Source organism: Paenibacillus sp. J31TS4, assembly GCF_018403265.1.
Lineage (GTDB): Bacteria > Bacillota > Bacilli > Paenibacillales > NBRC-103111 > J31TS4.
Genome location: NZ_BOSI01000004.1, coordinates 335,457 through 353,417 on the forward strand (window position 1 = coordinate 335,457; position 17,961 = coordinate 353,417).

The 17,961-nt window shown below is 57.7% G+C and carries 17 protein-coding genes; 3 read left to right on the forward strand and 14 right to left on the reverse strand.

Annotated features, from left to right (window positions below; all coding sequences use genetic code 11):
- Position 1 precedes the first annotated feature (1 nt).
- Positions 2–1,531: an extracellular solute-binding protein gene (locus tag KJS47_RS18940; protein WP_213526631.1), complete on the reverse strand. Its 1,530-nt coding sequence runs from the start codon at positions 1,529–1,531 to the stop codon at positions 2–4.
- Between the two features lie 318 nt (positions 1,532–1,849).
- On the opposite strand from KJS47_RS18940, the gene KJS47_RS18945 reads away from it, so the two are divergent.
- A complete protein-coding gene (locus KJS47_RS18945; protein WP_213526632.1) occupies positions 1,850–4,150 on the forward strand; it encodes a helix-turn-helix domain-containing protein in 2,301 nt (766 codons plus the stop codon).
- A gap of 154 nt (positions 4,151–4,304) precedes the next feature.
- Here KJS47_RS18945 and KJS47_RS18950 read toward each other — a convergent pair whose 3' ends face one another.
- The 13 genes from KJS47_RS18950 to rpsF form a co-directional block, all read right to left on the reverse strand.
- Positions 4,305–5,933, reverse strand: coding sequence for a peptidoglycan DD-metalloendopeptidase family protein (locus KJS47_RS18950; RefSeq protein ID WP_213526633.1), 1,629 nt, complete (start codon positions 5,931–5,933; stop codon positions 4,305–4,307).
- Between the two features lie 235 nt (positions 5,934–6,168).
- Positions 6,169–6,828, reverse strand: coding sequence for a hypothetical protein (locus tag KJS47_RS18955; RefSeq protein WP_213526634.1), 660 nt, complete (start codon positions 6,826–6,828; stop codon positions 6,169–6,171).
- A 193-nt stretch (positions 6,829–7,021) separates the two neighbouring features.
- Positions 7,022–8,308 carry an adenylosuccinate synthase gene (locus KJS47_RS18960; protein WP_213526635.1) on the reverse strand — a complete coding sequence of 429 codons (1,287 nt, stop codon included), beginning with the start codon at positions 8,306–8,308 and terminating at the stop codon, positions 7,022–7,024.
- 263 nt (positions 8,309–8,571) lie between these two features.
- Positions 8,572–9,930: a replicative DNA helicase gene (dnaB, locus tag KJS47_RS18965; protein ID WP_213526636.1), complete on the reverse strand. Its 1,359-nt coding sequence runs from the start codon at positions 9,928–9,930 to the stop codon at positions 8,572–8,574.
- Positions 9,931–9,934: 4 nt separating this feature from the next.
- A complete protein-coding gene (gene rplI, locus KJS47_RS18970; RefSeq protein ID WP_213526637.1) occupies positions 9,935–10,381 on the reverse strand; it encodes a 50S ribosomal protein L9 in 447 nt (148 codons plus the stop codon).
- Complete coding sequence (locus KJS47_RS18975) at positions 10,378–12,333, reverse strand: DHH family phosphoesterase (RefSeq protein WP_213526638.1); 1,956 nt, start codon at positions 12,331–12,333, stop codon at positions 10,378–10,380. The genes rplI and KJS47_RS18975 overlap by 4 nt, the downstream gene beginning before the upstream one ends.
- Positions 12,334–12,354: 21 nt before the next feature.
- Positions 12,355–13,290, reverse strand: a complete 936-nt coding sequence (locus KJS47_RS18980; protein ID WP_213526639.1) for a DUF2232 domain-containing protein — start codon at positions 13,288–13,290, stop codon at positions 12,355–12,357.
- A gap of 435 nt (positions 13,291–13,725) precedes the next feature.
- Positions 13,726–14,388, reverse strand: coding sequence for an MBL fold metallo-hydrolase (locus tag KJS47_RS18985; protein ID WP_213526640.1), 663 nt, complete (start codon positions 14,386–14,388; stop codon positions 13,726–13,728).
- A gap of 3 nt (positions 14,389–14,391) precedes the next feature.
- The gene (locus tag KJS47_RS18990) at positions 14,392–15,024 is read right to left on the reverse strand and encodes a TetR/AcrR family transcriptional regulator (protein ID WP_213526641.1); all 633 of its coding nucleotides are present in this window, start codon (positions 15,022–15,024) and stop codon (positions 14,392–14,394) included.
- 222 nt (positions 15,025–15,246) lie between these two features.
- Positions 15,247–15,993 (reverse strand): MOSC domain-containing protein, encoded by a 747-nt coding sequence (locus tag KJS47_RS18995; RefSeq protein WP_213526642.1) that lies wholly within the window; start codon positions 15,991–15,993, stop codon positions 15,247–15,249.
- A gap of 97 nt (positions 15,994–16,090) precedes the next feature.
- Positions 16,091–16,369 carry a 30S ribosomal protein S18 gene (gene rpsR, locus KJS47_RS19000; RefSeq protein WP_213526643.1) on the reverse strand — a complete coding sequence of 93 codons (279 nt, stop codon included), beginning with the start codon at positions 16,367–16,369 and terminating at the stop codon, positions 16,091–16,093.
- Positions 16,370–16,389: 20 nt separating this feature from the next.
- Entirely contained in the window at positions 16,390–16,887 is a 498-nt protein-coding gene (gene ssb, locus KJS47_RS19005; RefSeq protein ID WP_213526644.1) for a single-stranded DNA-binding protein, read from the reverse strand.
- A gap of 45 nt (positions 16,888–16,932) precedes the next feature.
- Positions 16,933–17,217, reverse strand: coding sequence for a 30S ribosomal protein S6 (gene rpsF, locus KJS47_RS19010; RefSeq protein WP_213526645.1), 285 nt, complete (start codon positions 17,215–17,217; stop codon positions 16,933–16,935).
- Between the two features lie 229 nt (positions 17,218–17,446).
- Here rpsF and KJS47_RS19015 point away from each other — a divergent pair, with 229 nt between their 5' ends.
- Together KJS47_RS19015 and KJS47_RS19020 are read left to right on the forward strand one after the other, a co-directional pair.
- Positions 17,447–17,629 carry a YjzC family protein gene (locus KJS47_RS19015; protein WP_213526646.1) on the forward strand — a complete coding sequence of 61 codons (183 nt, stop codon included), beginning with the start codon at positions 17,447–17,449 and terminating at the stop codon, positions 17,627–17,629.
- A gap of 13 nt (positions 17,630–17,642) precedes the next feature.
- On the forward strand, positions 17,643–17,900 hold the full coding sequence (locus KJS47_RS19020; RefSeq protein WP_213526647.1) for a hypothetical protein: 258 nt from the start codon (positions 17,643–17,645) through the stop codon (positions 17,898–17,900).
- Positions 17,901–17,961: the final 61 nt, after the last annotated feature.

Below are 17,961 nucleotides of genomic sequence, written 5' to 3' on the forward strand. Positions count from 1 at the left end.
CTTACTTCTTCGCTTCGGATTTCGCTTTGGTGTACGCCGCGTTGTACTCTTCGATGATTTTGTCGCCGCCTTCTTTCTTCCACCGGTCGACTTCCTTCTGGAAGCCGGCTTCGTCGATCTTGCCGATGATGAAATTGTAGGTGGCGTCCTTGATGATATCCTGCAGCCGCACGCCCTTCTCGGTGTACGTCTTGGAATCGAGCGGCGCGGTCGGGTCGTTGATCAGCACCTTGTTGTTGTCGAGGATGAGCTCCTCGGCCTTTGCCTTGGTATCGTAGGAGAAGTAGGGCTTGAGCATGCCGTTCGTGCTCTGCCCGCCCACCATCAGCACCTGGTACGGCTTCACGTCGCGGTCGGTCAGCTTGATGTCGTCGACGACGGCGGCTTTGCCGTCCTGCAGCTTGTAGTGGGTCCCTTCGACGCCGAAGTAAATGAGGTTCGTCAGCTCCGGGCTCATCAGCTTGTCGTAGAAGGTGAGGATTGCGCGCAGGTCCTTCTCGGTCTTGACCGCCGATTTGGGGAACAGCATCGCCGTTCCGTAGCCGGGGATTGACCAGATGCCGGTCGTGCCCTGCGGGCCGGTGATCCGGTTCACGACGTCGAGCTTCGCGTTTTTGTTGACCGGATTGATCTTCTGCCACAGGCTGATGACGTCGGCCATCGACCCGATGTAGACGCCCGCCTTGCCGGTAATGAACAGGTTCTGCTGGTCCGTCTTGCTCGTCACCGGGAAGTCCTGGTTGATGATGCCTTCCTTATGCAGCCGCTGCACGTACTTCATCGTTTCCACGTAATTCGGGAACGTGAAGTCCGGAGCCAGCTTGCCGTCCTTCTCTCCCCAGCTGTTCGGCGTGCCGAAGTAGGAGGCGAGCGTCTTGAAGGCGCCATAGATCAGGTCGTTGCGGTCGGTGAGCCCGATCGTATCCTTTTTTCCGTTCTTGTCGGGGTCGTTCTCTGTAAAGGCTTTCATCATTTTGTACAGGTCTTCCGTCGTCTTGGGCGGCTCGATGCCGAGCGCATCGGCCCAATCCTTGCGGTAGATGACGCCTTGGCGGGACAGCGGTGTCTCCTGGTAGAGCGCATAATACTTGCCGTCGACCGCTGTATTGTTCAGAATCGTCTGGTTCAGGTTTTTCAGGTTCGGATAGTCCTTGAGCAGCGGCCCGATCTCCCAGAACTGGTTGTTGCGAATCGCGTCCTTGAACAGAATGAGCGACGATTGGTTCTTCAGATAGACGACTTGGGGGAGCGTTCCTGTCGCGAGCGACGCGTTCATCTTCTCCTCGTAGCTGCCGTCCGGCACCCAGTTGATCTCGAGCTGGGTATTCGTCGCTTCCTCCACCTTCTTTTCAATAAGGTCCGAGGGTACCTCCGCCGTGTGCAGGTTCGCCATAATGGTAATCTTCGTCGGCCCGGCCGGCGTCTGCGCGCCTCCGCTCCCCTGCGCTTCCTTGCTGGATGACCCGCAGCCGGCTATCGCCGTGACGGACAGTGCCGCTGTCATGAGCAAAGCTCCGTTTTTCTTCCACATAATTGAACGACCTCCCGGTATTTCGGTAGATTGATGGAGTGGGACTGGACGAGGAGTAGGATGACACGCTCTGTCATGACACCAGCATACGAGCCGCCGTCCATAACGTCTATAATCCTTGGATTCGATCTGTGCCCCGCCTTGTAATCGCTTGCATAATCATAGGTGCGTCCCTGACAATCTGATATAATGATTATCGCTCTGAAAATGATTATTGTTCCTGCCGCGCCGCGTTAGGTACAATGAGGGTTGCCATACTTGCTTGCCCCGTATCCGACAGATAGAAGGTGATCCGTTCTGAAGAGCTTGTTTGCCAAGTTGGTCTTATACGGTTGCATTCTCTGTATCGTTCCCGTGCTCGCGCTCGGTCTGTTCTCGTACCTGAAGCTGTCGTCGACGATCGAGGCGCAGGCTGAGCAGAGCGACATTCCCATTATGAATCAGATGAACGGCAATATCGAACAAGTTTTGAAAACGCTTGATTATTCCCTGAACCGGATCTCCGACTCGTCCGTTATGCAGGATGTGCTGTACCGCAGCATGACGTACATGGATTTTCAGCTGTACAACGATCTCCGCCGGGAGTTCGGCCACCTCCAATCGCTCGACATGAAGGTGACGGACGTGCTGCTGGTGAACGCAAGCGAGAGCTGGGTCATCAACAACCGCGGGCTTTATGGCCTGGACCAGTTCCCGGAGAAGGACCACCTGCTCAGCTTCTTCAGCCTCCCCTACAACTCCAACTGGATTCTGCACAAGAACGGCGAGCTCGGCTCGAGAGACACCCAGAGCTATACCTGCTCCAACACGATCGTCCTGGTCAAAAAGCTTCCGCTGAACGGCTCGGATAAGCGCGCGCTCGTCTTTGCGCATATACCCGTCTGCAGCCTCGCCAAGATGATGGGCGAGGAGACGGATACCCGCCACGTGATGATCCTCGATGAGAATTACCGGATTGTGGCCCATCCGAACGAGGACCTCATCGGCAAATCGGTTTTGGAAACCGGTTACATGAAGGAGACGGACTTGGAGCGAATTACCGAGCACCAGGGGCAATTCACGTCCGAGGCGAAATCCGCCTCCTATTCCGTTACGTATTCCCGCTCGGAATTCACCAAGTGGACGTATGTCTCGTTCACCGAGCTCGGCGAGCTCAAGAAAGCCTCCCGGCCGATCGGCTGGTTCACCCTTTACACTTGCCTCGCCATTATCGCCGTCTCGCTCGGCTTCGTCGTGCTCGGCAGCAGGCGGATGTATACGCCGGTGCAGGGCATCGTCAAGGCGATTACCGACAGCCTTCCCGTCCGCGACGCTGCACGTGGAAGCAAGCACCGAAGCGAGTTTCAGATGATCGAGGACTTTATCCAGAACCTGTTTGCCTCCAATTCCAGCCTAAAAAGCGAGCTGGAGCGGCATACGCAGCAGGTGAGCGTCTTCTTCCTGATCAATCTGTTCTCCGGCAAGGTGCCGAAGCACGAGATCGAGGATCGTCTCGAGCAGTACGGCTATCTCGAACAGATCCAAAACTGGGGGCGCCTAGCAGTGCTTACGCTTGAGATCGATTCGATCGAGGACACCAAATACGGGGCGAGCGATTACGAGCTGCTCATGTTCGCGGTCAATAACATTGTGGAGGAGTGCATTCCACCGCAGAGCCGGCTGACGCCGGTCGTCGTGGACCGGACGCAGGCGACGCTCGTCGGCTTCTCAGGGATGGACGAGGAGGCGTTCGACAGCCACCTGTACCAGCTGACCGAGCTGATTCAGAAGAACGTTCGGCTGTTCCTCGACCTCGACGTCAGCATCGGCATCAGCCTGCCGTTCACCTCTCCCCGCCACGCGAGGCGGGCGTATCGGGAGGGCCAGGAGGCGCTCATGCAGCGTCTCAAGCTCGGCAAGGGGATCATCGTCCCCTACGCCAACCTGAACGCAGGGAAGCATACGCTCATTTTTTCGTATCCGAAGCATCTGCAGAACGAGCTGATCGATTCGATCAAGCTCGCGGACGAGGAGCGGGCGCATGCCCTGCTGAAGCAGTGGCTCGACGAGGTGCTCGGCAAGGAGAGGTCGCCGCAGGACGACCAGATCTCGCTCATCCGCCTCCTGAACGACTTGATGATCGTCATGCAGGAGTCCGGCATCCAGCTCGAAGCAACCGATCCCCAAGGCCGCTCGGTCCACGAGGAGCTGCTGCAGCTGTATGTCAGCCAGGAGATCGAGGCCTGGTTCCGCGGACGCATTCTCGCGCCGATGCTGCAGGTGTTTCGAGACAGGCGGGATTCCCAGTACCATAATTTGTCCGAGCAGATGATCGACATGATCCAAAAGGAATTCGATACCGACCTGACGCTCGAGGAATGCGCGTCCCGGCTGCACTACAATGCCTTTTACCTGAGCAACGTGTTCAAGCGAGAGACGGATATGACGTTCAGCGAGTATCTGTCCATGTACCGGTTCCAGATGGCCCGCAAATGGCTCACCGAGACCGATCTGCCGGTCAAGGACATCGCGTCCCGGCTGCGGTACACGAACCCGCAAAATTTTATCCGCTCGTTCCGCAAGCACGAGGATATGACGCCGGGCCAATACCGCGCCAAATATAGCGCCCCCGGTCTGTAGCCTAGCGCTGCGGTTCGCGGCTTGGCAAGCAAAAAGAGGATGGAGCCAACTGCTCCATCCTCTTTTTGAGCTGCCCCCGCCGGGCGGCTTAGATCGCATGCAAAAGGCGCAGCCTGGGCCGCGCCTTCTCGGTAACACCGGGTCATACTCAGTGTTACTTATTCAAATATTTCAGCGGGTTGTCAACCGACCCGTTCTTTATCACTTCGAAATGAAGATGCACGCCCGTAGAATCGCCTGTGCTGCCCATATAGCCCAGCTTCTCGCCCTTCTCAAGCACTTGGCCGGTCTTGACGTAAATCTGGCTCATATGGCCGTACAGCGTCTCGTAGCCGTTCTTATGATTAAGGATAACATAATTGCCGTAATCGCTCTTGTACCCGGCCGCTACGACCGTACCGTTGTCAGCCGCGAGAATGTTCTTGTTGCCGGACGACAAATCGATTCCTTTATGGAGCTTGCCCCATCTTGTACCGAACCCGCTTGTCAGCGTGGCTCCAACGACCGGCCAGGCGAACTTGCCGGACCCTTCGCCGAGCACGACCTTCGTGCCCTTCTTCTCGACGGCCGCTACCGGCTCCACGAGAATCTTCTCATCGACGAGCTGTTCATCCATCATGAGACCATTTACTTTGGTTACATTGAACGTAACCTGTTTCAACCCGTTCTTGCCTGGGGTAATAGTTTGTACTTCGCCTACCTTCATCTTGTCATCCTTGATGACCTCGGTAGCGTAATGGACCTCTTGCTGCTCGGTCACCTTCTCGACCGTCTTGACGCTCAGCTTCGGCTGCAGCACCGTCAGGTTCAGCTTCTGCCCTTCCTTGATCTGATCGTCGATAATCCACGGATTGTTCGCATAGATGACCTGCTTCGAGATATTGTACTTCGTGGCGATGCAGGAGACGCAGTCGCCCTTCTGCACTGTATATTCGGTCGGCGTCACATCGCCGGTCTGCAGCGTCTCCGCCATTTTCTGCGGATCCACTACTTCTTTCTCCGTGACCAGCTTCACCGGCTTCATTTCGACTTTCTGCACGAAGTCCGCCTGCTCGACTTCGGTCTTCTCGTTATTCGCATTGGCCGACAGGACGCTGACCTTGTTCGCATCCTTGCCGCCTGTGTACTTGCTCTTGATCTGGTCAAGAATTTTCTCTGCCGTATCCTTATCCTTGAGGATCCCGACAGCCTTGCCGTCCACGACCAGCTCCACGCCTACCGGCTGTGCCACCAGCTTCTTGTCGAGCTGCGCGAGCGCCCCCTCGTTGTCGTAGGTTTTCTTGAATTCCCGTTCGCGGGACAGCGTGACGTCGTCCGTATTGAGCACCATATGAACGTTCGGGTGCTCCTGATCGAGCTCCTTGTACTTGGCGAGCTTGAAGTCTTCGACCACCTGCGGGTCGTTGACCGTTCCGACCTTCTCGCCGTCTACATACACATCGTACAGCTCGAGCGTGTTGCTCTGGACGAACTGGTTGCCGCCGATCGTAATTGCGGCCACGAGTCCGAACGCTCCGAGGCCCTTGGCAACGGAATAGCGGTGCTCCTTCAGCCGGGACATCCAGCCGACAGGCAGCTGATAGTCCGGTTCCTGCGTTGCAGGGTTAGCTATGTAAGAGGTTTGCGGTTCCTCAACCTGTGGCGTTTGAGTCTGTTGCGGTTTGGTTTTGCTCAAGATGGCACGGATCCTGCCAGTCAAGCTTTGGAATCGGATCGTGGAGCAGGCGGTTTTCACGGCCCCCGCGCTCTTTCGGATCCAATTTTTCATCTTGGATACTGTCATGATTTTCTCCTCTTAAGTTAGTTTCCCCAGCAAGGACAACCTTCGGCTTCCGTATGTTACCGGTGCCGTCCACTGGCCTTTGCCGCTCTCAAAAAGCTTCAAAACCCGCCATGCGCTCAGCCGGTTTTGCGACAAGTTCCTTACCACTTTACCACAGGACTTTGCGATCGATCAACCTCCAACGCGATCGCCCCCATGGGAAAATGCGGCTTCCAGCGGCCCTTGCCGGGGAAATTCAATACTTCGAGAGAATCGTCATGAGCTGGTTATAATCGTTCGGTTTCAGTCTCGATTCGACCAATTGCTTGATTTCTGTCATTTCCTGTTCCGTCACTCCGTCCTCCACGATCCGCGACAGCTTCTGCAAATCGTCCGACGGCAGGCTTGTCAGCAGCGAAAAGATCTTCACCTTGTCCGCCTCGCTCAGCTGCCCCTTTTTCTTTTGCAGCTCCTCCGGCGACAGCACCACGCCGCCCGCCTGGTTCCCGGCGATCCCGGCTCCCGCGCCCAGCGCGCCCCCTGTCTGCCCGCCCGTGCCAGCCTGCGCTCCGCCGAGCGAGCTTCCGCTCTGCCCGAATACGGCCTGCGCATCCGGCCCCGGTGTGGGCGAAGGGCTCGCTCCTCCTGCTCCCGCAGTGCCGCTTCCAGGCGCTGCGCTTCCAGCGGCTTCTCCTGTTCGCCCGTCCGCTCCTTTGCCTCCCGTCAGCCTGCTTACGTCGTCGGACATACTGGTCATCAGGTCGGTCAGCTTCAATCCGCCTGTTTCCACTCCAAACTGTCCCAGCAGCTTGTCGGCATACGTATGGACGACCGTCCACGTAAAGTAGAGCGTCAGCCCGCTTATCAGGATGGTTCCGGCCAGCAGCTTCGCCAGCCCTATCAGGCCTCTCACCATCGTCTCCACCTCCCTAAGAGAATTGTTGCTCTCCTCCCAGTATTGACGGAACCGGGACTGCTCTAACCCTCTTTCGCGAATTCCTTTCCGCTTACGCGGACAAACCAAAAACCCCTTCTCTCCGCCCGCCGGCGGAAAGAAGGGGTTTAGTACCTGCTTCTAAAACTTCCTATTATATAGGAAGAAACGCGATTTACTTGTAGATCGGACGCACGAGATTCGTCTGCTCGCGATTGCGGCCGACCGAGAAGATCGCGATCGGAATGCCCGTCAGCTCGGAGACGCGCTCCAGGAAACGGCGGGCGTTCGCCGGCAGCTCGTCAAGCGAGCGGACACCTGTGATGTCTTCGCTCCAGCCCGGCAGCTCTTCGTAGATTGCTTCGCATTGCGACAGCTGCTTCAAGCTGGCCGGATAGTGCTCGATCACTTCGCCGTTCAGCTTGTAGGCCGTACAGATTTTGACGGTCTCAAGACCTGTCAGCACGTCGAGCGAGTTCAGCGACAGGCCGGTCAGGCCGCTGACCCGGCGGGAATGGCGCACTACAACGCTGTCGAACCAGCCGACACGGCGCGGGCGGCCGGTTACGGTGCCGTACTCGTTGCCGGTCTCGCGGATCTTGTCGCCGACGGCATCGAACATCTCCGTCGGGAACGGACCGTCGCCGACGCGGGTCGTGTAGGCTTTGGCCACGCCGATGACCTGGTGAACTTTGGTCGGGCCTACCCCGGAACCGATGCAGACGCCGCCTGCGGTCGGGTTCGAGGAGGTGACGAACGGATAGGTGCCCTGGTCGATGTCGAGCATGACGCCCTGTGCTCCCTCGAATAGCACCCGCTTGTTGATGTCGATCATATCGTTAAGGACGACGGACGTATCGGTGACGTATTGACGGAGCACGTCTGCGTACCCGAGGTATTCACGGATAATATCGTCGGCGTCGAGGCCTTTTTGTCCATAGATTTGCTCGATCAGAGCGTTCTTTTCCTTCACCATATGACGGACCTTGAGCTCGAACTCTTCGGCGTCCATCAGGTCGGCAATCCGGATGCCGTTGCGCCCGGCTTTGTCCATGTAGCACGGACCGATGCCTTTGCGGGTGGTGCCGATTTTATTCGGTCCCTTACGCTCTTCCTCGAGCGCGTCCAGCAGCAGGTGGTACGGCATGATGACATGCGCGCGGTCGCTGATCCTCAGATTGTCGGCCGTGAAGCCATTTTCCTTCACATAATTGATTTCTTCAATAAGGGCGGCTGGATTCAGAACCATCCCGTTCCCGATCACACAAATTTTATCGCTGTAAAAAATTCCGGAAGGAATCATCTGCAGCTTGTATTTTTTTCCTTGGATCAAGATGGTGTGCCCAGCGTTGTTCCCGCCTTGGTACCTGGCTACAACATCCGCTGATTCCGCCAAAAAGTCGGTAATCTTGCCTTTTCCTTCGTCTCCCCACTGGGTTCCGACAACGACAACCGTTGACATAAGCACTACCCCCATCAGGCACGAGTGTGCCTATAATTAGCTGCCCCCCAAAAAAAAGCAGCATCCTCAGTGTAGCAGTCCCCTACCTGAAAGTCAATAAAAGCGAACAATTACAGGCGCCGTTCACCAATCGTTCGGATATTGGCTTTGCAAACAGAACTCTCTCCTGTTTAGGCTCTCCATTCGCTCCAAAGCCATGTAAGTCTGCCATCCAATGTCCACTCCACACGGACAAGAAAAAGCCGCATCGGAGCGGGCCTCCCTTAAAAAGGAGGCGCCGCATCCTGATGCGACCGGTCTAGACTAACGAATTTGTTATAATTTTTGAGAAAGGCCAGTTCCACGGTGCCCACAGGGCCGTTCCGCTGCTTCGCTATAATGATCTCGATGATGTTCTTCTTCTCGGATTCTTTGTCATAGTAGTCGTCCCGGTAGAGGAAGGAGACGATATCGGCGTCCTGCTCGATCGAGCCCGATTCCCGCAAGTCGGACATCATCGGACGCTTGTCCTGCCGCTGCTCGACGCCCCGGCTCAGCTGGGAGAGCGCGATAACCGGCACGTGCAGCTCCCTGGCGATCTGCTTGAGTGTCCGGGAGATCTCCGAGACCTCCTGCTGCCGGTTGTCTCCCTTGCCGCGCCCGTGGATGAGCTGCAGGTAGTCGATCAGGATCATGCCGAGGCCGCGCTCCTTCTGCAGCCGCCGGCACTTGGCGCGGATGTCCGCGACCGTGACGGACGGCGAATCGTCGATATAGATGTTCGCCTCGGCCATCGTTCCGATCGCCATCGTCAGCTTCTCCCAGTCGTCGTTCTCGAGGAAGCCGGTCCGAAGCCGCGTCGCGTCGACGTTGGCCTCGGCGCAGATCATCCGCTGGACGAGCTGCGCGGCGCCCATCTCGAGCGAGAAGATCGCGACCGTCTCCTTCTCCCGGATGCCGACGTTCTGGGCGATGTTAAGCGCGAACGCCGTCTTCCCGACGGAAGGACGGGCCGCGACGATAATCAGGTCGGAGCGCTGGAACCCGGACGTCATCTTGTCCAGATCGCGGAAGCCAGAGGCGATCCCCGTCGCCCCGCCCTTGTTCTGATAAAGAAATTCGACGCGCTCGAACACTTCCATGAGCACGTCGCGAATGGAGATAAAGCCGCTGCCCGAGCGCCGCTGCGAGATCTCCATGATCCGCTGCTCGGCATCGCTCAGCAGTTCTCCGACGGCATCCCCGGAGGAGTAGCCGTTAGTAGCTATCTGGGTCGCCGTGCGGATCAACCGCCGCATCAGCGATTTTTCTTCAATAATCTGCGCGTAGTAATCGACGTTGGCCGCCGTCGGCACCGCGTTCGCCAGCTGGGTCAAGTAGCTGACGCCGCCGACCAGGTCAAGCTGCTGCTTGTCCTGCAGCTTGACGGTCAGCGCAACCAGGTCGACCGGCTCATTGGCCTCCGCCAGCTCGATCATTGCCTGGAATATCGTTTGATGCTTGGTGCCGTAGAAGTCTTCGCTTCCGACCCGCTCCATGACGGTAACCAACGCCTCGCCGTCCAGCAGAATGGCGCCGAGCACAGCCTGCTCGGCTTCCATATTCTGCGGCGGCACCCGGTCAAGAAGCAGTTCGCCTTCCATATGTTTATTCCTCCGTTACTTGTACCTTGAGCGTAGCGGTCACGTCCGGATGGAGCTTGACCGGGACTTGGGTGACGCCGAGCGTACGGATCGGCTCGTCGAGCTGCATCTTCCGCTTATCGACCTTGACGCCGTGCTGCTTTTGCAGCTCCTCGGCAATCTGCTTGCTGGTGATGGAGCCGAACAGCTTGCCGCCTTCGCCCGATTTCCCGAGAATCTTCACGGTCATCTCATCCATCTTTTTGCCGAGCGCTACCGCATCGGCCTTCTCTTGCTCTTTCTTCTTCTCTTCCGACTGCTTTTGCATATCGAGTACCTTGATATTGGAATCGGTAGCCGGCTTGGCGAGCTGCTGCTTGAACAGGAAGTTGGCTGCGTAGCCTTCGGATACTTCCTTCACTTGGCCCTTCTTGCCCTGCCCCTTGACGTCTTTCAAGAAGATAACTTTCATTCGAACAACCCCTCTTCCGTTTCCATTTCGGCGAGCACCTGCTTGAGGCGCTCGGTCGCTTCTTCAAGCGTGCCTTCCAATTGAACGGCCGCGTTCGTCAAATGACCGCCTCCGCCAAGCTTCTCCATCACGATCTGCACGTTCATCTGCCCGAGCGAACGGGCGCTGATGCCGATTAGACCGTCCGGTCGCTCGGACAGGACGAAGGAAGCCCAGACATCGGTCATATTAATCAATGTATCAGCTACTTGCGCGATGAGCAACTGAGAATATTTGCGCCCCGGCTCAGCCGCCGCAAGCGCCACATGCTCGTAGAGGATCTCTGCGTGCTTGATGACCTCGGCCTTCTCGATATAAGCCTCCAGATCCTCCTTCATCAACCGCTGGATCATCGCCGAATCGGCTCCGCTGCGGCGGAGGAAGGAGGCAGCCTCGAACGTCCGCGCACCGGTGCGCAGGCTGAAGCTCTTGGTGTCCACCGCTATGCCGGCGAGGAGCGCGGTCGCCTCCAGCACCTCCATCGTCATCTTATCGTTGAAGTACTGGAGGAGCTCGGTGACAAGCTCGCACGTCGACGACGCGTACGGCTCCATATAGACGAGCACGGCGTCGTTAATGAAGTCCTCCCCGCGGCGGTGATGATCGACCACAACAACCCGGGACGTCAGCTGCAGGAGCCGGGGCTCGGCGACAAGCGACGACCGGTGGGTGTCGACCACGACGGCCAGCGTGCGCGGCCCGATCAGCTGCATCGCCTGCTCCGGCGTGATGAACCAGCGCCCGATTCGCTCGTGCTCGTAGACCTCTTCCATCAGCCGGTCGATCGACGGATTGATGCCCTCAAGGACGATATAGCCTTCCTTGTTGCTCAGCTGAACTGCCTTCAGCACCCCGATGGCCGCGCCGATGGCGTCCATATCGGGAATTTTATGCCCCATGATGACGACCTTGTCGCTCTCGCGGATCAGATCGCGCAGCGCATGCGAGATAACGCGCGCCCGCACCCGTGTCCGCTTCTCGACGGCGTTGGACCGTCCGCCGTAGAAGGACATACGCTGGCCGACCTTGACCGCCGCCTGGTCGCCTCCGCGGCCGAGCGCCATGTCTAGACTCGTCTGGGCCAGCGTGCCGATCTCGCCGAGCGTCCCGGCTCCGGCCGCTACCCCAATGCTGAGCGTGAAGGGAACCTTGGCGTCGGGGATCATCTCGCGCACGTCGTCGAGAATTTCGAACCGGTCCTGCTCAAGCTCCTGCAGGCTCTTCTGGTTCATAATGAGCAGGAAGCGGTCGGAGGCGGTCCGCCGCAGGTAAAGCTGGTGGCGCTGCGCCCACTCGTTGATCTCTCCCGTAATACGGGCGAGGGTGATGGACCGGGTCTGGTCGTCCATCCCCTGCGTCGCCTCGTCGATATTGTCGAGCAGCACGATGCCGATCGCAATCTTGTCTTCCTGGTATTTCTTCTGGAGCTCGGTCTGCTCCGTAATGTCGCGAAAATAAAACAGCTTCTCCTCGGGCTTGTTCTCCACCGAGTAGATTTTGCTGCCGAGCGGCAGGTCGAAGACCGGCTCTTTGCGGTTCTTTAGTCCCGGCAGCAGCTCGAGGAGCGGCTCCCCCACGATGCTCTCCCGCCCGGTCATCCGGGCGATGAACGGGTTGTGCCACTCCACCGTCTTCTCCTCGTTATAAAGCAGAATGCCGAGCGGAAGCTCATTGATGACCTCGGAGCTCGCTTTCTTCACCCGGTAGGTCAGCGTCGTGACGTAAGCGCGGAAGTCCTTTTCGAACGCCCGCTCCGCCTGCCACGCATAGAAAATGAGCACGGCGGTGGGCACGAGGGCCACAACCGCCAATACCCATTGATAAAACGACAATAGCACAAGCAGCAGAAACACAAGGACGAATGTCCATACCATATGAAGACCGTGCCACCGTTTGGAAAGAAACTTGGGCATGACGATTCGCACCTCTTTGGTTTAGGATTTGCCGTTCATCCTTTCCCGGACCGGAAACATGACATCCATCAATCCGAGCAGGCTAAACAGCGTCATCGTCCATGGCAGAAAAATCATGAAGAGGACCGCGAGCGCCGGCCAAAACCGGCCCTTCCTCTTCTTCTGTGCCCAAAACGCAAGGAAGGACAGCGACTGGATGGCGAACGCAAGCGACAGGAGTGAGAACAGGTTCATGACTGCCATCGTCAGGAACGAATCCGGGTCGCGCATCACCATATCCAGAATAAGAGCCACCAGGAAGTACCAGCCGAGCGATTTCGGCAGCTTCCAGGAGGCGAGCGGCGGCAAAGGCTGCACGAGCTTATGCCCGCCCATGTTGGCCAGCTTGCGGCCGATCCAATGCGTGACCGCCACGTAAAACAGCGAGAAGGTCACAAGGAAGAACGGAATCATGTTGGTGACATACTTCATCAGCAGGTCGATCTGCTCCGGGGTAAACTGGGACTGCCACAGCTCCCATATCACCGGAGACGTCGTTTGCAACGAATCCTGGAACTCCTTGACCGGGTTGACGCCCGCCAGACGGACGGCGACGAGCAGAATGACGAGCTCGGCGAGGAGCGTCAGAGTGCCTCCGACCAACGCATTTTTGGCGGGGGCTCCTTTTTTATGAAAGCTTCCCATGACGATGACGGGAGGAAGGAAAAACAAGGATAGAAGAATGAATACCCAGCCTAGGCCTCCCGTAAGCAGGTAAAAGACAAGTAAGGAAGCGGCGTAGGCGGCTGCGAACCAACGCGCGGACAAATTCATATAAAGCACGAACACCGGAACCATGATGACGGTAACCGTAATCAGGTTGAGCGGGGTCAGGATCGAAAAGAGAAGCAGCACGTACAGGACGCACCATACAATAGGGAACAATATGCTTCGGTTCGTGCGGTTCACCGGCGCCATTCCAACTCCTTCTTAAACAGCTTTAAGCATGATTATAGCACAAGGAGGCGAAAGAGCGTAAATATTGGTCGGGGTCGCCGGTGGGCGGAGATCTGTAGCCATGTTGCTATGGGAGGTGCCGTCGATAGTGCGGGGGAGGTAAAGTTGGCGATGCTGCAGGCGGTGCGAAGAAAGCGCGGTTTCAGTCACAGCCGTAGCTTGAACAGTACGGCGATGGAGACATCCGGCGTGGCGTGCAGGCAGCCGCTATGCATCCACGGGCCTGTCTCCGGTTTAGCGGTATTGTATGAGAGAACGGCGCGATGTGTGCATTACGTTTAGCAGGAAAAGGCGTAGGCGGATGAGCAGCGAATCCCTGTCTTCATCATCGACGGAAACAGGGGGGAGCCTCACTGGCAAAGTCCGCCGCATATTAATTCGCCGCCGCTCCGGCCGTTATTGCCATTTGGCGAGGTAGGTGTCCAGTTGGACGGCCGGCTCGGCCAGCGCCGGGCTATGGCATACGGCGAGCAGCGCGGGATTCAGCTCCCGGAGGATGCCGGCGCTGCGGACCGCCCGCGGCATATCGGCCGTAAACATCGGCATTGGGCGGTTCAGCCTGCCCTGCTTGGTCGTGAACAAGTCGCCGCCGAGCAGCACCCGGTCGGTTTCATGGTAGTAGGCGGTATGCCCTGGCGAATGGCCTGGCGTCCAGTACGGGCGGAGGGAGCCGACCGGGGCCAGTCCCTCGCCGCCGTCGTCTGCCAGAGGCTGAACGAGACCTTGGGGGAGCAGCCGCTCCGCCCGCTTGCGGCCCGGAAATGGCTGCTGTCCCTCGGCGTACGGAATGTCGTTGGCGTGGAGGTAGACGGGAACGCCATATTTGTGCGCCAGCGTCTCGGCACTGCCGACATGATCGCTATGCCCATGGGTGAGCAGAATCCGGCGGAGCGGCAGTCCGATCGCCGCGATGGCCCCCTCGATGCCCCGTACCATTCCCTTCATCCCGGCATCGACCAGCACGAGACCGTCCTCCTCCTTCACCAGCCATACTTGGATGGTGAACAGCATCCAGCTTTTGCACGACCAGATATGCGGCGACAGTTGTTCTACCCTCATCTCTTACGCCTCCTCTTTCGTTATCGCTCTCATGCCCAGCAGCAGGACGTCGGTTCCCCGGCGGACGAGCGGGAGAATTCGCTCCAGCAGCGTGCCGGCGGGCTCCTCGCTTCGTCCGTACGTGCTGGCGATTCCCTGCAAGTAATAGAAGTACATACGAGCGGCCTCCAGCTTTTGCGGCTCCCCCCTCAGCTCCGGAAGCGCGGCCGCGACAGCGGTTTGCAGCTCGGCGAACAGCCGGTTGCGCAGCCGGTTTACCTCTAGCTCGGGCTCCGGGATATCTACGCGGTCCGCTTTCTCCATGAACAGCACGTCGGCCATGCTGCGGTTGTCGAGCAGGAAGCGGGTATACGACTCTGCCATCGCTTTCAACGTCTCCGCGGCGTCGGTTCCCTGCTCGCTCAGCCGGCGGAACTGCAGCGCAAGCTGTTCCAGGGGCGGGATGACGAGCTGCTGCAGAAGTGTTTCTTTGTCCTTGAAGTAGAGGTAGATGGCGGTGTGCGAATATCCCGCGTCCTTTGCGATCTCCCGCATCGTGACAGCCTGGAAGCCCTTCTCGGCGAACAATCTGCCGGCGGAATCCAAGATCGCCCGCTTCGTTTCCTCGGCTCTCTGCTCTTGTCTCGTTCGTTTCATTGGAAGGTCTACTCCTTCTGTTTTAATTTGTTACCGATGGTTAGTAACCGTTGGTTATATAATAACCGTTGGTTACTCATTTGTAAATAGGATTCCTAACAAAAAACCCCTGCCCGTGAACCCGGCAGGGATAATCGTTCGTTGGAATCTTGTCTGTTTCGGCATCGCGCGAAGCTCCCAGCGCGCGGTGCTGGGCATCACATGGTGTGGTCAACCGCGTCTCTATTGTTCAACGCGCTCTGCTCCTGCTCCCCATCCGGTCACCACATCGCCGATGCGGACCGTGCCGGGAACTAGGACCGAGGCATACACCCCGAAGCATGCTTCCCGCTCGCGGGCAACGAGTCGGAGCAGCGACGGGTCTCGCAGCTGGCTGTCAGGCTCAAGCGTGATCATCATGCACCGCTCGCATCGTTTCTCCAGGCGAATGCGGGCTTCGCCGATCTGCAGCGTCTGCCCGAGCCAATCCTCTTCCTCGAACGGCCGCAGCCCTTCGTCCGACAGGACGAGGTTCGGCCGAAAGCGCCGCCAATCGAGCGGTTGACCCCACTGCCGCTCCAGCTCACGGACGGAGGCGGCCGAGACGACGAGCAGCGGCGCATCGTCGACGGCCATCAGCGGCTCGCGGGTTGCATCGAGCGTCCGGAGGATGAGCGTGCGCCCGCTCTCCTGCTCCAGCCGCTCGCGAAGCGCCGGCTCGCCCCAGATGTACCGCAGGCCGTCCGGCGCTTCCACGGTGACCCGCTCCGTTACCCAGATAGCACGATAGCCGAGCAGCCCGGGCAGCTTGCGGGCGGTGAGCTGGCTGCCGTCCGGCTGAATCTCCATATACCGGGTCCGATCTCCTTCCAAGCCATACGTGGTCAACCGCGCCTCGGTCAGCCGTTCGCCCTTCATCGATTTGACCGGATACCGGACCAGCGCCGTCAGCGTCACTTCGTTTTGTCCATCTCGTCTTCCTGTCTCCATAGGATGCTCCTCCCTCTCGGCCCCGCCGCTTTCCTTTTCCGCGAGCAGCGTACAAAAAAAGCAGCAGGATCAAAGTCCCGCTGCTTTTGTCGCTCGACTACTCGGTTGTGTAAGGCAGCAATGCGATTTGGCGCGCACGCTTGATCGCGATGGTCAGCATCCGCTGGTACTTCGCGGAAGTGCCAGTTACACGGCGAGGAAGAATCTTCCCACGCTCGCTGATGAATTTCTTCAGCGTATCGATATCTTTGTAATCGATGTGTTGGATTTTATTCACAGTAAAGTAACATACTTTACGGCGCTTGTTACGGCCGCCTTTGCGCGTGAACTTGCGTTCGCTGCGCTCTTCGCCGCCGTTTTCTCTGCGGTTACCCATTCGGTTTCATCCCTTTCTCATTAAAATGGCAGATCGTCGTCGGAAATGTCGATCGGTTTCCCGTCGTCGGAGAAAGGATCCTGATTGCCACCGCGTGAATTGCCGCCACCACCATTGCCACCATACCGGTTACCACCGGATGGCTGCTGCTGCTGGTAGGACGACTCTTCCCGCATGCCGCCGCCGTTGTTATCCCGATTAGGAGACTCCAGGAACCGCACGTTGTCCGCCACTACTTCGGTCACGTAGACCTTGCGGCCTTCGTTGTTGTCGTAGCTGCGTACCTGCATGCGCCCTTCCACCGCCGCCAATCTGCCTTTGCGCAGATAGTTGGCGCAGGTTTCGGCCAGCTGCCGCCAGGTTACGACCGGGATGAAATCTGCCTCCCGCTCGTTCTGCTGGTTCGTGAACGGCCGGTCAACCGCCAGGGTGAACTGGGTGACCGCTACTCCGGACGGTGTGTACCTAAGCTCCGGATCGCGGGTTAGTCTGCCAATAAGAATAACACGGTTCAACAATCGGGTTCCCTCCTCCTGCAATTCCTCGAATGAAGCTGTCGATTATTAAGCTACGTCGTTAACGATGAGGTAACGGATGATTTCGTCGGAAATCTTCATTACCCGATCAAGTTCGGCTACAACTTCAGGTGTTGCGTTGAAGTGGACGAGAACGTAATGCCCGTCGCGGAACTTGTCGATTTCATACGCAAGACGGCGCTTACCCATCACTTCATTCTTCGTGATTTCGCCACCATTGTTAATGATGCCCTCGAACTTTTCGATGACGGCTTGCGTCGCCTCCTGCTCGATATCCGTACGGATGATGTACATCACTTCATATTTGCGCATGTAGGTTCACCTCCTTTTGGACTAAACGGCCCCAAGCCTGTCCAGCGGACAGCAGGAGCAAGGAGCGAGGAAAAAGCTATGTTTAAACTCGCACCATAATACTATACCAAATTGATCGGGGGAACACAAGCCGAACATGAAAGTCCGTTCCGCCTCATCCGCCCGGCAAAAACCGGCATACATGCGGACGGTCCCGCTGGGTACGCTATGGACAATGGAGGTGATGGCCATGGGAGAACGCACCCAATTCGAACCGGGCGACCGCGCTCCGAATGACGGAGTGTATATGGAGATCGGGGAGAAAGCCATTCATATGGGAGTGAACGACCCTCAGATGATCACACTGAAAAAGGGCGAACGCTTCCCGGATACGACCAATAAGGATCGCAAGTGGAAGCGGAAAAACCACTAACGGAGGCGTCACCATGAGAAGACGCTATACGATCACGCTGCTGTTTACCGCCCTGTCGCTGTTCCTCTGCTTCTATCATTACCTCGGGTTCGACCCGAAAAACATGATGCTCTTCTCGCTCAGTGTTCCTCTCTGGTTTCTTACGTTGTTCGTGGACATCCGGGCGATCAACCTGTTTTTCGCCTATGTGCTGACGGTGGCCTCTTGGGCACTGATCGGTTATATCGCCGACCGGATGGTGCAGATTAGGGAGACCAAGAAGGCGCAATGAAGATGGCGTTTGGAACGAAACACCCCTCATCGGCTACAACCGAATGAGGGGTGTTGGTTTT